Here is a 20,219-nt window from a genome sequence, read left to right on the forward strand (position 1 = left end):
TCTATCCAAGCTAAATGGTAAAACTTACCCTTTATTAGTTAATAATATATAATAATCATTGATATTACCTATTTTATATTAGATATATCAAGTATAAATATTCCATATATCTATCTTAGATAATTAGGTTTCTAGTTTAATAAACTACAGATTTTAATTTAGTTAAATATCTTTATTAGAAAATTCTATCCGATTAGACCTAGTATTAAATAGCTATTAATAGCGTTGGCAGCTCCAACTATATTGCTCTAATTACATTTCATTTAGTAATCAGAAATTTCGAAAAATATATCTGTCTAATGGTGATTAGATATGCACTAGTAAACAATATTCAAACTAACATTAGTAATGATTCGATAAGAATTATAAGTTATTAAAATCAGTTAATTAGAATAATATTCTAACTTAGCTACGATTAAAATTCTATCACGCTTAATTAAGCATCGTATTTTTATCCAATCTATTTGATATTTTTGAAGATATTTTTCTGATTTGTTAGAACTAAAATTAGATCAAAATATCAATAAATTTTATCTACCCTAAATGACTACCGGACTACTAGACTATCGGACTACTAATATTATTATTACAATATCTACCCAAGTCGTATAGATAGTGATAATCTACATAGTACTTATCGATTTGCTATTAATAAAATATTATTTATAGCTTTAGTATGTAAATATTAGGTACTATCTTATTGATAATTAACGATTATCAGTATTTCTTGTTAAGAACAGATATTATTTTTTATCAGTTTTTAAATCTATTAAAAATTATTTTAATAGATAAACTATTTTTAATTGTCTATTAGTTTTAATATGTCAGCACTTTTTATCTAGTCGAGATGAGCTTTTCATCGTTGTTTATTAGGCTAGATACTTTAGTAATAATAAACTGAAGAGTAAAAAATAATAGAGTACAATTAAATAAGATTAATCATAAGTCCCGAATGAATCAATCTCATTCATAGCAGTAATATTAAAACCACCATCTACATGTATTATCTCACCGGTGATACCTGCTGATAAATTGGAACATAGAAAAGCAGCAGTATTGCCAATATCCTCAATGGTTACCATGCGACGAATAGGCATCATAGATACACAGCATGAAAGCATTTTTTTAAAATTCTTGATACCAGAAGCAGCTAAAGTGCGAATAGGACCTGCGGATATAGCATTTACTCTAACGCCATAAGGACCCATAGCATTAGCCATGTAGCGAGTATTAGCTTCTAATGAAGCTTTTGCTAAACCCATGACGTTGTAATTAGGGATAGCACGCTCTGCTCCTAAATAGCTTAAAGTTACTAGAGCGGCTTTTGGATTAAGTATTGTTCGGCAAGCTTTTGCCATAGCAACAAAACTATAAGAACTGATTTCATGTGCGATAGTAAAACCTTCTCGGGTTACTGCATTGATATAATCACCATTTAACTGATCAATAGGTGCATAAGCGATAGAATGTACAAAACCATCAAAAGTTGGCCAGAGATCGACTAAATGGTTAAAAAACCTATCAATACTGTCATCATCTGCTACATCACACGGAAATGCAATACTAGAATTAAAATCAGCGGCAAACCCTTCTACCCGTTCTTTTAATTTGCTATTCTGATAACTAAATGCTAAATCTGCACCTTCATGATGCATAACTTGAGCTATACCGTATGCAATTGAACGGTTACTGGCAATGCCAGTAATTAAAATACGCTTACCGATAAGAAAGCCCATAGAATTAATCCTTATGATTATTATTTTACACGATTACTTATTTTCAATTACTATATTATAAAAATTAAATATCAATTTGAACGTTATTTTTATATAACGATGATATAATTACTTATATGTTTTATTGATGTAAAATATTGTATTACCTGAATAAAAATTTTATTTTTTGTAGTTTCTAGAATTAAGCAGATAATTCATAATTACATTAATAGATCTAGTAATACTGGTATTTCCTCTATTACAAATAACTTTATGATATTAAAAATAACTAGATAATCGGATTAGCATAATTCTTACACAAGAATTAGAATGTATATAACATAGAGAAAACAAGTAAGTTAAACTAAAGGCTAACCTTTAAAAAGGTATTTAACCGGTTTTAATAGTATGGCATGCAAAAAATCGACAATCTTTAGAATTAATTAAAGAGCATAAAAAGATGACATAATCTAATAATTAGATTTTTACTATTAGTGTTTTGCTTAATTTATATACAGTATAGAACATTTATATAGTTTTACTACTTGCTTAGTATATTCATATCATGAAATATCAATAAATAGTAGTATTTATTTTTTATCTTAAAGGTAATAACAGGTTATAATTTAATTTATATTATCAATATCATGGCATTGTAAAATTCTTAATTAAAATTAAACGATTGATTAACTAACGAAGTAATCATCATTATTTTTTCTGCTTTATATCAGAAAAATTTAAATTACTACTATTTTTAAATAGTATCTTATCAGTATCTCTAAAATAGAGAAAAGATATGTTTCATTCCATTATAATATAAGAAAATAAAACAATTAAATTTATGAGGAATAAAATAATTTTCTTAATTTGATATCATTAATTAAGAAACGAGTAATATAAAAACTAGAACATATTTATATAGTAATAGAAAATCAATAATAGTGCTAGTGATAAAACTAGTATTTAAGATATCGAATAGAATGAAGACTTATAATGATAATTTACTATTTATCACATATGTTGTTACCAACTATTCTTTTATTAAAAATAAACAATAATATTTAAAAATACTGAAGGTATAGTTGCTCTATATGTAATAATCTATTAACTTCAAATTAATAGATTATTATTAATATTATAGAAGTAAAAATTGCTTTACATAAATTCCATAAATTATGGATATCCTAAAAAGATCATATTCAATATAAAATATAAAATTAATTCATGAGTATAAAATATAGTTTATTATTATAAATAAAAATAATTTATTTTAAGTTTTAAATTTTAAATTTAAATTATGTTTCTAAAGATTATTATCAGTAATTTAATTTCATTACGATACTTGTTCTTATTACAAAGAACAGAAAAAATATATTTTATATTAAATCAAAAATAAAATTTATCAAACTAAAATAATAATTTTACGTTTCATTTTAAGTTAGATATTCGTTTAGCTATTATTTTAACTAATAAAATTAGTTTCTATCTAAAACTTTATCATATTTAATATTAAATATTTAATTATCGTTTAATTCGTCTATATTTATTATTAATATATTTATATATTATAAATCAATTAAAGATGTATATACACATAAATTATTCTTATATAGGTATTGACTTTTAATAATCTAGTTATTTTATTAGATCAAAAGATCATTTTCCTATGAAGAAATAATTTTATACTTTTATATATTACTAAGATTAGTAATATATAAAAGTATAAAGATTTATATAATAAAAATTATAATATATAAACTGCGATTACGAAAACATATATTTAATGCTTAAATTTATATATAATATATATAAATACAATAGAAATTAATTATAATATCATTATTATAGTAGTATAAATATAAAAATCTGAATATTAATAAAAGAAATAATTAGTTAGTGTTGGAAAAAATTATATTAATAATCTTAATAGTAAGATACTAATATGATATATATTATAGATCTATGATTATAATAATTTGTCTATCTTTTATAAATTTTTTGATCTATTGAACTCTATAAAAAACTAATAAAATATTCTAGATATATAACTATTAATACTAAACAAAATATCTAATAAACTAGATATTATAATTATCAATTAAATTATAATAGCATTGTTTTATTAATTCAATAATAGCTACCTAATAAATCTTATATCTAAAAATTTAAATAAAAATAACATATTTATCTATAAAATTATAATCACGCTAAATACTATATTTAATATTTTTCAAAAATTGAAATTATAAAATTTTATTACTATAGCAAAAGATACAGGATGTTAATATATTTATTAAATATTTAAGTTATTCTTCGGATATTCATTACAATAAACATGATTTTTAACTATAGCAATAGATGATATTAAATCACAGTTACTTATTATTATCAGGTAGTTATTTAATTTGATGAAAATATAAAAAATTAAAGCGATCTGTTTCTAATGAAATTAATTAACGTTATATTAAATATCTTATAAATTAATTAGTTTCTTTCAGAAAAACGTATAAACTATTCCTTATTAATCATCAGATGAGAGTTAATCTGTATTATTAATATAATAACTGATTCTCCTATTTAGAATAAATAGATTTCTCTTTGCTAAAAGATTATTTCTTTATGGATTCTATTATCGTATAGCATGTCTATTTAATTATTTATTTTTATTACTAATAGCAGATTATGATAGAAATATTAGGTTTAATACGTTAAATTTAACTTTATTAAAAATAATAAATAATAGTTATAAATATGAATAGAAAATATTTTTTAATCTAATAAAACAGATTTTACTGCCTAGTAGTATTTTACCTATTTAAATAGGGTAGCATTTTATTTTAAATAATAATTAATTTATTAAAATATATAGATCTATCAGTAGATAAACTGATCTTTTTCCATAGCATCAATTATTAATTTTTAATCTTAGCAGCCATATAAGCTAATAAGTCATATTTCTGTTTTAATTCTTTATTTGCTTTTTGATATAAAGCTCTAGTAATATCTGGTTGCTGTGTATTAAGTTGTCGAAAGCGTTGTTCATTAAGTAATACAGTACTAAGATCATTTGAGGGCATATGATAATCTAATACAAGCGGTATTTTGTTTTCTTCACTTCGACGAGGATCGAAGCGGTATAATGGCCAAAAACCAGTATCGGTTAATTGGCGCATCTGACTATGGCTTAAAGCTAAATCATAACCATGTTCTTCACAAGGACTGTAGGCAATAATTAACGACGGTCCCAAATATGTTTCTGCTTCTTGTATAGCCTTAACTGTCTGATTTAGATTAGCACCTAATGAAATCTGTGCTACATAAATGTGACCATACATCATCATACTTATACCAAGATCTTTTCGTGTTTTACGTTTACCCTGCTCACTGAATTTGCTTACCGCACCTAACGGTGTAGACTTAGACTCTTGTCCTCCAGTATTAGAATAACATTGAGTATCCAATACCAAGATATTAATATTTTCCATAAGGCTCATTACATGATCTAACCCGCCAAAACCAATATCGTAGGCCCAGCCATCACCTCCAATTATCCAAATGGACTTATCAACTAAATAATCAGCATCTTTTACTAGTTGACGAGCTGAAGATTTTGTCGATTTACTCAGCAACTTTCGTAATTCGCTAATTTTCTTCCGGCGATCGTCTATTGGAGCATTTTTAGAACGTAAACTAGATACTAACGCCTCAGGTAGTTCATGTGCATGTATCTCTAGCAAATGTAGTACACGCTGACGGTGACTATCTACTGACAGACGAAATCCTAGTCCAAATTCTGCATTATCTTCAAAGAGTGAATTAGCCCAGGCCGGACCACGACCATCAGCATTGATCGTATAAGGCGTAGTAGGTAAGTTTCCTCCATAAATAGAAGAGCAGCCAGTGGCATTAGCAATAAGTAACCTATCACCGTATAATTGAGTTAATAGTTTAATATAAGGCGTTTCACCACAACCTGAACAAGCTCCAGAGTACTCAAATAATGGAGTTAGCAACTGTGATTTGCGAATATCAATCTTTTTAAAAGATTTACTGTTAATTTCCGGTAAATTAAGAAAGAAATCATAATTGATTTTTTCTTCTTCTACATGTGATAGACGTGAGGTCATATTAATCGCTTTAATATTCGGATTTAGATGATCTTTAGCCGGACAAACCTCGACACATAGATTACATCCAGTGCAGTCTTCTGGTGCTACTTGTAATATATATTTCTGACCACGCATATCACGCGTTTTTACATTAAAAGATGAAAAACTAGTTGGTGCGTTTTTAAGTACCTCGGGATTGACGATTTTAGCACGAATAGCAGCATGAGGACATGCTGCAACACAGTAGTTGCACTGTGTGCATAAGGATGGTTTCCATAGTGGTATTTTTTCAGCAATATTGCGTTTTTCCCAACAAGTTGTTCCAGTTGGCCAACTGCCGTCAGGAGGAAACGAAGAAACAGGTAAAGTATCGCCCAAACCTGAAAGTATAGCAGCAGTTACAACTTTAACAAAATCTGGTGCTGTATCTGAAACAATAGGCGGCAACATGGGACTTATACTGTTCACTGGTTGTAGCGGTACATTAAATAATGCTTTACGCGTTTCTGTAAGTGCTCGCCAGTTACGTTTTATAAAATCTTCTCCTTTTTTTTTATAGCTGTTATCTATTGCTTCATATAACGCGTTATATGCCACATCCTGAGGTAAAATATGTGAAAGTTGGAAAAAAGCCATCTGCATAACAGTATTAATGTATGAACCAAGCTGACATTCAAGAGCGATTTTCTGAGCATTGATAATATAAAAATGTGCTTGGCGTTCATTAAGTAATGCTTGCACTTCTTGTGGTAGTTTCGACCAGACATCATTAGCATTATAAGGGGTGTTCATCAGAAAAATCCCCCCGGGACATAGATGTTTTAATATCTGATATTTATAGATATATTGTGATTGATTACAACTAATAAAGTCTGCCTGAGTAACTAAATAAGCCGAATTGATTGGTTTTTCGCTAATACGAAAATGAGAAACAGTTAAACCTCCCGCTTTTTTAGAATCATAAACAAAATAACCTTGTACAAAAAGTTCTGTAATATTACCGATAATCTTGATAGAATTTTTTGTTGCTGAAATAGAACCATCACTACCTAAACCATAAAATAATGCCTCCATCTTAGATTTTCGAGGTAGTGTTATTTCAGGTAAAGGAAGTGAAAGATTTGTAATGTCATCATGTATGCCAACAGTGAAACGTGGTCGTGGCATTGCCAACATAAGTTCATGAAATATTGCTATCACACAGAGTGGATTAAATTCTTTAGATGATAAACCAAAACGACCGCCAATCACTCGTGGCAATGTGTCGCGTTTTCCTCTACTATAGGATTCTGCTAATGCAGTCATCACATCAAGATATAATGGTTCTGCTTGAGATCCGGGTTCTTTTGTTCTGTCTAGAACTGCAATAGACTGAACTGTTTTTGGAATAATTTCTAATAGATGATTAGCAGAGAATGGGCGAAATAGTCGTACTTTAATAACACCAACTTTTTCATTTTGAGTCAGTAATGTATCAATCACTTCTTCGCAGGTACTGGAAGCAGATCCCATCACAATAATGATTCGTTCAGCTTTTGGGTGACCATAATAATCAAATGGTTTATACTGCCGACCAGTAGCGGTAGCTAAAGCGTCCATCGCTTGTTCAACTTGATAGTAGACATTGTTATACCAGGAATTGGTAGCCTCCCGAGATTGAAAATAAGTATCAGAATTAGCGGAAGTGCCACGGATCATCGGTTTGTCTGGTGTTAATGCACGGGTACGATGAACATCAATAGCAGTCTGAGGTAGTAACGCTTTTAGTATATCGTTTGATAAGGGTAAAATTTTGTTAATTTCATGCGAAGTACGAAAACCGTCAAAAAAATGAATAAAGGGTACACGACTATTTAGACTGGCAATATGAGCAATTAAAGCGAAATCTTGTGCTTCTTGAACATTATTAGAACATAACATAGCGCAGCCGGTTTGGCGAGCAGCCATAACATCCGAGTGATCACAAAAAATCGATAGTGCATGTGTTGCTACAGTTCGTGCCGCTACATGCAAAACAAAAGGCATTAATTGCCCAGCTAATTTATACAACGTCGGGATCATGAGTAATAATCCTTGTGATGACGTAAACGAAGTAGATAGTGCTCCAGTTTGGAGTGCACCGTGAACTACAGCGATAACGCCAGCTTCAGACTGCATTTGTATTACTCGTGGAGTATTACCCCAAATATTAGGTTTACCAACCTCTGACCAAACACTGATTTGCTCAGCCATAGAAGTACTTGGTGTGATTGGATAAATAGCGATCACTTCGTTAATGTGATACGCTACAGAGGCTACTGCATTATTTCCATCTATGATAATCATAAAGATTTTTATACTGTAAATGATAACTATTAAATTAATAACTTATTATAAAGTTATTAATTTAATAGCAGAACTTATTATTATGGTCTTGATTTTTTATCATGTTTTATAAAAATAAATAAATGAAAAATATATGTCTTATATAGAATATACCCTTTATTAAATTAAGCGAAATAACTTGATTGAAATTCTATGTTTTTAATTTTTGTTTGCTATTAGTAGATATAAATAGCTTTTATATCTAATTCGATTATTTAATGTTTATTCTGGCGAAAGTATTTTTAAGTACTAGATAGTATAAAATTGTTCTTTATCTCGTGAATAAAGATCTACACAAAAGAAAAAATTCAAATCAACTAAAACTAAATTTTAATATAATTTATTTAATATTAATACTGAATAAATAAAAATCTAAAAGAGAAGATTATATCCGAGACATATAAATTAATAGTATTTAAAAATAATTAGCAAATAGAATAGATCTTTAATATTATGATAATATCTAATTATAAATTTTATTAAGTAATTTTTATTTTAAAATAATTTTTTATCTTAACTAGATAATGATCTTTTTAATTTTAAAATTAGCTTAATAATTAAATATATTAGTTTTGACTTTTGATATTTTAAATTTAAATTTTTAAGCTTACTAATAAATAATATATGTCATCTCTATTTTAGAGAATATTCGCTAAGATAGTTTATCAAGCTTATAAGCTTGTAATATATATAATATAATTTTATTTTTCATCAGATTCAGTAATATTTTAATTAAATTATTTAAATGACTACTTAAAATGAAAAAATCTTTTCATGTGCATATGCTAATTTTTTAAAAAAAATAAAAGCTATATATTTTAATATGATAAATTTTTAGTTCCTCTAAAATTAATTTAAAGAACATTACAGATAAAAAGTATCGTCATAAAAAGATAATTTCTATGAAAATTATTATAGTAAAATCAAAGTCAATATAATGTCTAATCTTAGACGAATTCTAGATGATTTATCATTTATATCAATAGTTATTTAGAAGTTATCTTTTCCTAGTTAGATAGTGATAATGATAAGATTTAAGACTTTTCTATAAAATTAAATATTAATTATCTTAATACAAGATCTTAATTTATTAAGAATCTTTATTATTTTTTAATATTTAAATTTTCTTTTAAAAAACAAAATATTATGTTATTGATAACATCAAAAATATTGAGAAAGACATATAAACTAAACAAGTTTTAGGCAATTTTTTAACTTCCTGACTAATAGATAATCATCTTTTATCCAATACTATATAATATAGTATATGTTAGTATAAATAAGTAGTATTAAAATGCTTATAAAAATAATAATTTTTTAAAATTACTAAATAGTATAAAGTAAATCGTTTCAATTACATAATTTATTTCCTCAATAATTATAAGAATATTGGAGTTTTATTTTTAGTATTTATATTATTTTAAATAGTCAATCATTTCTATCTATATAAAAAATAATTTTATTTGCTTGTAAATTTTTAAAAAAATATTTAATTTTATTACTGAATTATTTATAATTTTTATGCTTTTAATAAATTAATTTGACCTATAAATGATTCTTTATTAACATTAACCACATTATTAATAGCGTTAATAACAGTTAGTCATTTTAAAACTTTTAAATAGGTTGTAAGTTTTTAATATAACCTATTATTGTGTCGCTTATGAAATAAAGGTAAAAATATTAATATTGATATGAATAGTATCTTATTACTTTTTATTTAGTTTCATAAATATTCTTTTCTAAACAATAATTTTTCAACAACTAATTTTTCTCTGTTCGTGAAGTCTTAATCGGTTTTACTAGTGACATGATAAAAGTATATACTATCGATACCATTTCATAACTTTTAAAACGACCAGATTTTCCATTATGACCAGAATTCATATCAGTACACAATAACAATATGTTCTTGTCAGTTTTTAACTCTCGTAACTTAGCGACCCACTTTGCTGGTTCCCAATATTGAACTTGTGAGTCGTATAAACCAGTAGTTACTAGCAAATTAGGATAATTCTGTGCGCGAACTTGATCATAAGGGCTGTATTTTAGCATGTAATGATAGAAAGCTTTATCTTTTGGATTACCCCATTCTTCATATTCACCGGTAGTTAGTGGAATTGATTTATCTAACATGGTTGTTACTACATCTACAAAAGGAACCTGTGCTATAACTCCTTTAAATAATTCTGGAGCTAGATTAATAATTGCACCCATTAATAATCCGCCGGCACTACTACCCATGGCAAAAACTTGCGTGGCATCTCCATATCCCTGACTTAAAAGCGCACGGCTTGCATCAATGAAATCATTAAATGAATTCATTTTATTAAATAATTTTCCGTTTTCATACCACTCTTGTCCCAATTCACCGCCGCCGCGAATATGTATCAAAGCATAGATAAAACCGCGATCGAGAAGACTAAGCCGACTTAAACTAAAATTTGAATCTATGCTATTACCATAGGAACCATATCCATAAACCAGTAATGGATTTTTTCCAGATTCAAATAGATCTTTTCGATAAACTAATGATACAGGCACTTTTATTCTATCGCGGGCAGTAATCCAAATACGCTCACTATGATAGTTTTCTTCTTTAAAGTTTTTTATTTTTACTCGCTTAAGTAGTTTATGCTCGCCGGTATTTAGATTCATCTCAAATAATGTCGTCGGCTTAGTCATAGAAGAGTAATTATAGCGTATATATGCACTTTCTGGATTAGGATTATAATCTAACCAAATTATATAAGTAGGATCATCGAAAATTATTTTCTTTTCTTTTCCTGTTAAAAAGTTTATTTGTCGCAGGCTAGTTAACATCATATGCTGCTCTTCCAACACAAGCCAATCTTGAAATAATACAAAGTTCTTTAGCAAAACATCATTTCGCACCGGGATCACCGTCTGCCAAAGTTTATCGTTTCCCGTTTTGCTACGATATAATGCGAAATTCTTACCATCTCGATTAGACCGAATATAAAAATGATCATGATAATGATCTAATAAATATTTATGTTTATGACTTTTTGGTAAAAATATCTGTGGCATTGCTTGTGAATCGTTAGCATCTAGCAGTAAAACCTCATCAGAGGTAGTATTACTGAGAATAATTAAAATATAGAGTTCAGAAGTAGTTTTTTGTAGACTAACATAAAATGTATTATCCTTCTCTTCGTAAATAAGCTTATCCTGTTCAGTTGGTGTACCTAAAACATGGCGCCATACCTGATATGGTAGTAATGTTTTTTTATGTTTACGAACATAATACAACATTTTGGAATCATTGGTCCATTCAAAACTAGATGATGTATATGTAATCACTTCTGGAAACCAAGAATCATATCTTAAATCTTTAAAGCGAAGTTCATACAGACGCTGAGATAAAAAATCTTCTGCTACAACCATAATGTGATTGTTTGGGCTAACTTCTATCTCTTCCATAGAATAAAATTCGCTCTGAGTAGAACGATGGTTACCATCTAGTAATACTGTCCATGGATCTTGTAAATTAGCTGTATCAGGCTGACGAGTGTAGATAGCATATTCGCTATCCTCTTCATAGCGGATTTGATAGCGATATCCTCGTTTTACGTATGGCACAGACCAATCCTGCTTAGGAATTCGTTCAACCATTTCTGTAAAAAATTGATGTTTTAAAGCTTTATATTTGGAGATTATTATTTCGCTATAAATATTTTCTTGCTTTAAATAATCTAGAACAGCTGGATCCTTACGCTTATCATCACGAAGCCAGTAATAGTTATCTACACGACTATCACCATGTATTGTTAATGTATATGGTCGTTTTTCTGCTTTAGGTGGAAATTTCATACGGAAGTTCTTTTTTTGTTAAAAATACTTGCTACGCTAAACAAAGCGGTACGTAATATTTAGTTTATCGTTTTTATTTTTGCTCTACGAATAATCTTTGATTATTAAATAGATAACTTTTTAGTGTAATTTAGAACCACGATTAAAAATTAAAGTTATGAAAATTACTATAATTTCAGAAGTTCTTTATAGAAGAATATCAAAGTTAATTTTTTAACTTCTCTAAGTTAAACTATTTTTATATAAAAGACAATTTTGGCATCTTTAAGACTCAAACTGGATTTAGAAGTTTTTATTACTTCTATTTAGATAGAAGTAAATTACCGTAATATTGTCTTTTTTATGAATCCTGTAAACTATTATATTAGTATTTTCTAACCAGAATTCATCTTTGTTACATTATATTGAGTATATAAATGCAGAATTTAACTTATATCATAGTTATTTATTATGATTGGTAATTATTTTTACTTTAATCTATTCCACGAACGTCCATCTCGAGTAATCATCATAAGAGAATCAACTGGACCCCATGTACCAGCTTGATAAGGTTTTGGTATATCATTTTCCCATGCTTGCATGATTGCATCTACCCATTTCCAAGCTTCTTCTACTTCATCATGGCGGACAAAGAGCGCTTGAATATCACGCATGATTTCGAATAAAAGCCGTTCATAAGCGTCTGCTAAATATTCTTGATTAAAGGCTTTATTAAAGTTCAGATCAAGTTTTGTAGTTTTAAGATGATGTTTGTAATCTAATCCGGGTACCTTACTTAATATCTGAATATCCATCCCCTCGTCTGGCTGTAAACGAATAGTTAATTTGTTCTTTGGTAATTCCTGGTAAGAATCCCGAAATAAATTAAGTGCTGTATTTTTGAAATAGACTACAACTTCAGAACACTTAATCGGTAACCGTTTACCAGTACGCAGATAAAATGGTACACCTGCCCAACGCCAATTATCAATATCAACTCGAATGGAAACAAAAGTTTCAGTACAGCTATTTTTATTAGCACCTTCTTCTTCTAAGTAACCGGGCACTTTTTTCCCGTGAACAAAACCGCTGGTATATTGACCACGTACTGTAGTATCATAAATAGTGACGTGATCGATAGGGCGAAGCGAACGTAATACTTTGACTTTTTCATCACGAATACAATCAGCATTTAAATTAGAAGGTGGCGACATACCTATTATGGTTAAAATCTGCAATAAGTGGTTTTGAATCATATCACGCATCTGACCAACTTTATCAAAATAACTCCAGCGACCTTCTATGCCAATTTCTTCAGCTACTGTAATTTGTACATGATCGATAGTGCGGTTATCCCAATTAGAAGCGAATAGTGAATTAGCAAAACGTAGAGCAAGCAGATTTAATACCGTTTCTTTTCCAAGATAATGATCGATACGGTAAACTTGACTTTCATTAAAATATTCTGTAACTTGGTTATTTATTACTCGCCAAGAAGTAAGATCGGTACCAAGCGGTTTTTCCATGACAACTCGACTAGATTTGTTATTTAATTTAGCTTTACCTAACCCCTTGCAAATAGTACCAAATGTATTCGGTGGCATAGCAAGGTAATTCACTATTATTCGGCGGGCCTGATTGTCTAATTTTTTACCTAAAAGATTAAAACGTTTAGTCTCATCTATATCTAAATTAAAGAAATCTAGTCTCGCTCTTAGAGTTTTCCATAATTTATCATCTATAGATTCTTTCATAAAGGTTTCTAGTGCTTCACGCACGACTTTTGTATATGCTTTAACATTCCAATCTGCTCGGCCAACACCGATAATACGAGTTTCAGGATGAAGAAAACCCAACTTTTCTAGCTGATATAAAGATGGTAACAACTTACGCCGTGCTAGATCACCTTTCGTACCAAAAATTACAAGATCACAAGCTTGGACTATAGAGGTTGTTTCCATTACTTCTTCTCTCCATATGATTAATATTATTTATAATTTATTATATTCTTAATATTTTTAATCGAAACATATCATATTGATAATAATTAATTTTTATTTTTTTTAAAAAAATAAAAATTAATAAATTTTTAAAAGAAATTTATTTACTATAATAAATGTCATCTATCCGAAGTCGACGATAATATATTCTTCAACGTGATGGCTTTTTATATGGATTTGGATCCCCTGGTTTTCGAGTTTTAAGAAGTTTTAAAACCCAAGTATACTGTTCCGGATTAGGACGGACTAGCGTTTCTACAGCTTCATTCATACGACGTGCTACAATCGCCTTATCAATATCTGTAAGATCCGACATCGGTGGAAGAAGATAAATATGCAACAGACTAGTATTTCCATCATAAACTGGAAATAAGGGAACAATAGTCGCACGAGATACCTTCATAAGACGACCAATAGCGGGTAGTGTTGCTTTATAAGTTGCAAAAAAATCCACAAATTCACTGTACTGAGCACCATGATCTTGGTCTGGCAGATAATAACCCCAATATCCTTGGCGTACTGAAGTAATAAAAGGTTTAATACCATCATTACGAGCATGCATACGACCGCCGAAACGGCGACGTATACAGTTCCAAATATAATCTAGTAACTCATTATGCTGATTGTGAAACATAGCCGCCATTTTTTGACCACGTGCTGCCATTAGCATTGCTGGTATATCTACCGCCCAACCGTGAGGAACTAAAAAAATAACATTTTTTCCTTCTTTCTGAAGGCGTTGTATTAATTTATCATCATGCCAGCGTACTCGTGATAGGATTCGTTTTGGATTACGAAAAGCCATTTCAGCTATCAGAATAGTAGCCTGTATAATACAGGAAAACATATTATCAATAATATTTTCCCTTTGCAGTATACCTATTTCCGGCAAGCAATAAGCTAAATTTACTTGAGCGCGAAAACGCGCTTTATGTGCAATACGACCAACTATTCGACCTAGCGCGCCAAAAATAGGATCGCGTAGCCGTGGCGGAATCAAAGTTAATGCAGCAATAATTGCAATTCCCAACCACAATAACCAGTAACGTGGTCCATAAAATGCTATTTTAAAGGTTGGAATAAACTCATTTTGCTTGTTTTTTGTTTTTTTCATACCTTTCTCGCTGCTATTAAAGGCATCAGCACTACAATTACGAGATCAATTACTATTAACATCATATCAATTTAATTGCAGTTGAGGCAGAATTTGTTTAACATGAGCAAGGTATTCAGTACGATCTCGACCAGTAAGACTTTCAATATCTGGTAGTTTAGCGGTTAAAGGATTAACTGCTTTATGATTGATCCATAACTCATAATGCAGATGAGGACCAGTAGATCGACCAGTATTTCCAGATAGAGCGATACGATCGCCACGTTTCACTTTTTGTCCAGGTTTAACAAATAATTTTTTTAGGTGCATATAGCGGGTTATATATTGACGACCGTGACGAATAGTTACATAATTACCTGCAGTATTATCACGTTTGCTAACTATTACTTCACCGTCACCTACTGCTAATAGTGGCGTACCGATAGGAACAGCAAAATCAACTCCGCGGTGGGGTGAAATAACTCCAGTAACTGGATTAAGCCGCTTTAGATTAAAGTTAGAGGATACGCGAAATTGTTTTACAGTAGGAAAACGCATAAAACCTCTAACTAGTCCAGCAGCATCGCGATTATAGAATTTTCCATCATCCGCACGAAAAGCATAATAATCTTTACCACTACTATGTAAACGAACACCAAGCAGTTGACTTTTAGTGCTCTTACCATTAAAAATTTTTCTTGAAATTAAAACTGAAAACCTATCGCCTTTATGAAGTTTACGAAAATCTAATTGCCATTGCAGGGCTTCAATGACCGCATTAATATCGCTACCAGTCAGACCAGCAGCACTGGCACTTATAATAAAACTGCCGTTAAGCTGACCAGTTATAATCATATTTTGCCATTTTCCTGTTATATTATTGATACTTTCCTTAAAACCACCTTTGATACGATCAAAGGTGCGTGTTTCATATCTAGAAACATTCCAAATTAAGCGTTTTAAATTACCATCCGAAGTTAATATCCAGGAAAGAGATTGACCTATCTTCAAATGACGCAGAGTAGGATTTTTCCGGATTAGGATAGCAATGTCGGCAATATCGATGCTATATTGGGTAAAGATACTACTTATAGTATCTCCGGTAGAGATAATGTATTTATGTATACCTACCTCTCTCTCTACATGTTTGTCAAGTTTATCTTTAGGAACTTTAGGAAAATTTTCTTTATTTTTTAGATTACTTTGATCTACCGGTTTACTGACTTCAGATTTTATTTTGCATAATTGGTAGTCTTCTATTGTAATAATATTACCGATGAACGATTCTAAAATTAGAGAATAAATACAAGGTCTCCAAACTAAGAAGATAAATATAATAATAGTTAACAACCACACAATGAAACGGTAGTATTTCGGCAGATGATTAAACGCCATAGAGAAAGAGCGGACTATCTGCTGCACTAATGACTATCCTTATATGTTCTTTTTCAGGCAGCTTATATACTGATTTGATAGTTGTAAAAGGAAGCGGACGTAACTTTCTTTATCTAAAGCAATACCTACTCCTAATGGGTCTAAAGTACCTATATGCACGTTCGTTCCGCGGGTAATAGCTCTGATAAGAGCTGGCCTGAATTGTTCTTCAGCAAAAATACATGTTGCTTTTTTCTTAATCAACTGTGTTCTAATTTTATGTAAAGCTTGTGCACCAGGTTGTATTGTTGGATTAACAGTAAAATATCCTAACGGTGTTAGTCCATAGTATGCTTCAAAATATCCATATGCATCATGAAATACGTAATACCCTTTAGCGCGGACAGATGTCAACATTTTAGTGATATTTTTATTATTTTTTGTCAAAAAATATTTAAAAATTCGAAGATTTTCATCTAAAAGTTGTTTTTTTTCTGGAGTAAATTCCAAAAGATGGTTATATATCGCTTCGGCCGCGTATTCAGCAATGTTCGGTGAAAGCCAAAGATGCATATTATATTCACCGTGATAATGACGGTTAAATCTATTATCAGTAATATCATGTTCATGATTTTTATTTAGTTCTTTGCTGCCTTTTTGCAGTAATGGAATGACAACTGGTAGACTAGAAAGGGTAATACGACGATTAGCAGGCATTGATAAAACAAGTCTAGATAAAAACGATTCTAACTCTGGACCTACCCAAATAAAAATATCTGCTTTTTTTAGGCGAAGTACATCTATTGGCCGAAGTGAATAATCATGAGGTGACGAGCCATCTGGTAAAATTACTTCAACTGGCATCACGCCATCGGAAATAGCAGCAGCGATAAATCCCAATGGACGAATAGATGTAACAATTGTAGCCTGAGTATGCGAAATTGTCATTACCATCCATAATACGGAATACAATAAAATAAAAAGACAGATACGATAGATAGAACGAAATGCAACATTGAAAGAAAAGAATTCTAACATATAGTATTCTCATCGGTAATAAATTGGATTGTTATGTTATAATAATCTTGCAATTTAACAACCGTAATTATCATGACCATTTTAATAGCCCTTAAAAATATTTTCGTCGCTTTTGAAAAAAAAGAGATATTAAACGATATCTCTTTTACCATACGACACGGACATATTCTTACTTTGCTAGGCCCGAACGGTGCTGGTAAATCAACTTTAGTACGGGTAGTATTAGGTCTTATTACGCCTAACGCTGGTACAATAAAACGAAAAGAAAAATTGCGTTTGGGTTATGTACCGCAAAAAATTTATTTTGATCCTACGTTACCATTAACAGTTGAACGTTTCATGTGTTTACATCCGAAGGCAAAAAAAAGCGATATTAAACCCGCGTTAAAACAATTGCAGATTCAGCACTTATATAAGGCACCGATGCAAAAATTATCCGGTGGTGAAATGCAACGAGTATTACTAGCACGTGCTTTACTTAATTCACCACAACTACTAATATTGGATGAGCCTACTCAAGGTGTAGATTTTAATGGTAAAGTAGCATTGTATAATACAATTGATAATCTTCGTCATACGCTAGGTTGTGGAGTATTAATAGTATCACATGATTTGCATTTATTGATTGCAAAAACTGATGAAATATTATGTCTTAATCATCATATTTTCTTTTCCGATACACCAGAAGCAGTTTTAACTCATCCAGATTTTATTGATATGTTTGGCTATTCTGAATTATCACGATTTGCTCTTTACTACCATTATCATAATCATGATATACAAAGCGAGATTATACTAGCTATGAAAAAATATAAAAAATACTGTTATGTTTGAATTATTACTTCCTAGTTGGGTTGCTGGCTTAATACTTTCATTAGTGACTGGTCCGCTTGGTGTGTTTATGGTTTGGCGAAAAATGTCGTATCTTGGCGATACTTTAGCACACGCGTCTCTTCTTGGTATCGCTTTTAGTTTATTGCTTAATATTAATCCATTTTATATGGTGATTACGATCACTGTAGCACTAGCCCTTGGACTTGTTTGGCTAGAACACTTTCCACAATTAGCTATTGATACTCTGCTAAGTATTTTAGCACATGTTTCTATTTCTCTTAGTTTAGTAATAATTAGTTTGATGAAAAAAGTACGAATAGATCTTATGGCATATATGTTTGGTGATTTACTTGCTGTTACGCCGCAAGATATTTTGCTGCTAGCTGTCTTAGTAATGGTTGTATTAACACTTGTTCTTTGGCAATGGCGAACATTATTATCTGTAATTATCAATCCTGAATTAGCTCAGGTTGATGGGATCAATCTGTCTAAAATAAAACTGTTATTAATATTGATTATGGCACTGACTATCGGGTTGTCGATGAAATTTATTGGTGCATTGATAATTACATCACTACTTATTATCCCTGCTGCTACTGCTCGACGTTATTCGTGTAGTACAGAGCAAATGGCAGTTTTGGCTACATTGATTGGAGCGCTAGCAGTTACTGGCGGCTTGGCTTTTTCCGCAATCTACGATACGCCTGCTAGCCCGTCTGTAGTACTATGCGCTTCAGTATTCTTTTTATTCAGTTTAATAAAAAAAAACCGATTATAATTATATCTTATGCAGTATAAGTGATTTGCTATTGCGCTAATCAATAAGCAATAAATTATAAATTATTAGATTGCCTTTCATCGTTATTGAAGATCGTTATTATGTTTCTCTAATCCAAAATGTCGATAAGCATGAACAGTAGTAATTCTTCCACGTGGAGTGCGTTGAATAAATCCTTGCTGAATCAAAAATGGTTCAAGTACGTCTTCTATTGTTTCTCGTTCTTCACCGATCGCTGCTGACAGATTATCTAGTCCAACAGGTCCACCAAAAAATTTATGTATAATAGCTAAAAGTAGCTTACGATCCATAAAATCGAATCCTTCAGTATCAATATTTAGCATGTTCAATGCATTTGTTGCTATATCATTAGTAATATAGCCTTTAGCTCTTACTTCAGCAAAGTCACGAACTCGACGAAGCAGACGATTAGCAATACGTGGTGTACCACGTGATCGACGGGCTATCTCTTTAGCACCTCTATCAGTAATATTTATTGATAAACAAGATCCGCTTCTGCTAACGATGTGTTGCAAATCAGTTGTTTTATAAAAATCTAATCGCTGTACAATACCAAATCGATCGCGCAATGGTGGTGTCAATAAGCCAGAACGAGTTGTAGCCCCCACTAATGTAAATGGTGGAAGCTCAATTTTAATTGAGCGAGCAGCTGGTCCCTCACCTATCATAATATCTAAATGATACTCCTCCATAGCGGGATACAGAACTTCTTCTACTACCGGTGATAATCGGTGAATTTCATCAATAAATAAAATATCATTGGGTTTAAGATTAGTTAGTATAGAAGCTAGATCACCGGCTTTTTCCAATACTGGACCCGAAGTAGCACATAAATGGACGTTCATTTCATTAGCGATAATGTTTGCTAACGTTGTTTTACCCAATCCAGGTGGTCCTGAAATTAATATATGATCGAGTGCATCACCGCGCATTTTCGCTGCCTGGATAAATATCTCCATTTGTTCGCTCACTTGTGGTTGACCGATATAGTCCTCTAGTTTTTTTGGTCGGATAGCCCGATCAAGAACTCCTTCTCCAGTCAACGAAGTAGCATTTATTAATCGATTATTTTCTGTCATA

At 30.5% G+C, this 20,219-nt stretch carries 10 protein-coding genes; 2 read left to right on the forward strand and 8 right to left on the reverse strand.

Annotation, left to right across the window (positions count from 1 at the left end):
• Positions 1-935: 935 nt before the first annotated feature.
• From fabI to znuA, 7 genes are all read right to left on the reverse strand, one after another.
• Positions 936-1,736, reverse strand: a complete 801-nt coding sequence (gene fabI / locus FVIR_RS00755; RefSeq protein WP_067497691.1) for an enoyl-ACP reductase FabI — start codon at positions 1,734-1,736, stop codon at positions 936-938.
• Between the two features lie 2,891 nt (positions 1,737-4,627).
• Positions 4,628-8,149 carry a pyruvate:ferredoxin (flavodoxin) oxidoreductase gene (gene nifJ, locus FVIR_RS00760; RefSeq protein WP_067497694.1) on the reverse strand — a complete coding sequence of 1,174 codons (3,522 nt, stop codon included), beginning with the start codon at positions 8,147-8,149 and terminating at the stop codon, positions 4,628-4,630.
• 1,803 nt (positions 8,150-9,952) lie between these two features.
• Positions 9,953-12,022 carry a S9 family peptidase gene (locus FVIR_RS00765; protein WP_067497696.1) on the reverse strand — a complete coding sequence of 690 codons (2,070 nt, stop codon included), beginning with the start codon at positions 12,020-12,022 and terminating at the stop codon, positions 9,953-9,955.
• Between the two features lie 467 nt (positions 12,023-12,489).
• Positions 12,490-13,962, reverse strand: coding sequence for a glucose-6-phosphate dehydrogenase (zwf, locus tag FVIR_RS00770; RefSeq protein WP_067497699.1), 1,473 nt, complete (start codon positions 13,960-13,962; stop codon positions 12,490-12,492).
• Positions 13,963-14,152: 190 nt separating this feature from the next.
• A complete protein-coding gene (lpxM, locus tag FVIR_RS00775) occupies positions 14,153-15,115 on the reverse strand; it encodes a lauroyl-Kdo(2)-lipid IV(A) myristoyltransferase (protein ID WP_067497702.1) in 963 nt (320 codons plus the stop codon).
• A 66-nt stretch (positions 15,116-15,181) separates the two neighbouring features.
• Entirely contained in the window at positions 15,182-16,516 is a 1,335-nt protein-coding gene (gene mepM, locus FVIR_RS00780) for a murein DD-endopeptidase MepM (protein ID WP_067497705.1), read from the reverse strand.
• 12 nt (positions 16,517-16,528) lie between these two features.
• Positions 16,529-17,422: a zinc ABC transporter substrate-binding protein ZnuA gene (gene znuA, locus FVIR_RS00785; RefSeq protein WP_408605364.1), complete on the reverse strand. Its 894-nt coding sequence runs from the start codon at positions 17,420-17,422 to the stop codon at positions 16,529-16,531.
• A 156-nt stretch (positions 17,423-17,578) separates the two neighbouring features.
• Between znuA and znuC the strand changes: the two genes are divergently transcribed.
• Entirely contained in the window at positions 17,579-18,340 is a 762-nt protein-coding gene (znuC, locus tag FVIR_RS00790; RefSeq protein WP_067497711.1) for a zinc ABC transporter ATP-binding protein ZnuC, read from the forward strand.
• Positions 18,333-19,118 carry a zinc ABC transporter permease subunit ZnuB gene (znuB, locus tag FVIR_RS00795; RefSeq protein WP_067497714.1) on the forward strand — a complete coding sequence of 262 codons (786 nt, stop codon included), beginning with the start codon at positions 18,333-18,335 and terminating at the stop codon, positions 19,116-19,118. Before znuC ends, znuB begins: the two co-directional genes overlap by 8 nt.
• Before the next feature lie 83 nt (positions 19,119-19,201).
• On the opposite strand, the gene ruvB is transcribed toward znuB, so the two are convergent.
• Positions 19,202-20,218, reverse strand: a complete 1,017-nt coding sequence (ruvB, locus tag FVIR_RS00800; protein WP_067497717.1) for a Holliday junction branch migration DNA helicase RuvB — start codon at positions 20,216-20,218, stop codon at positions 19,202-19,204.
• Between the last annotated feature and the right edge of the window lies 1 nt (position 20,219).

Origin of the sequence: Candidatus Gullanella endobia (assembly GCF_900048035.1) — a bacterium.
In the GTDB taxonomy this organism is placed as follows: domain Bacteria; phylum Pseudomonadota; class Gammaproteobacteria; order Enterobacterales; family Enterobacteriaceae; genus Gullanella; species Gullanella endobia.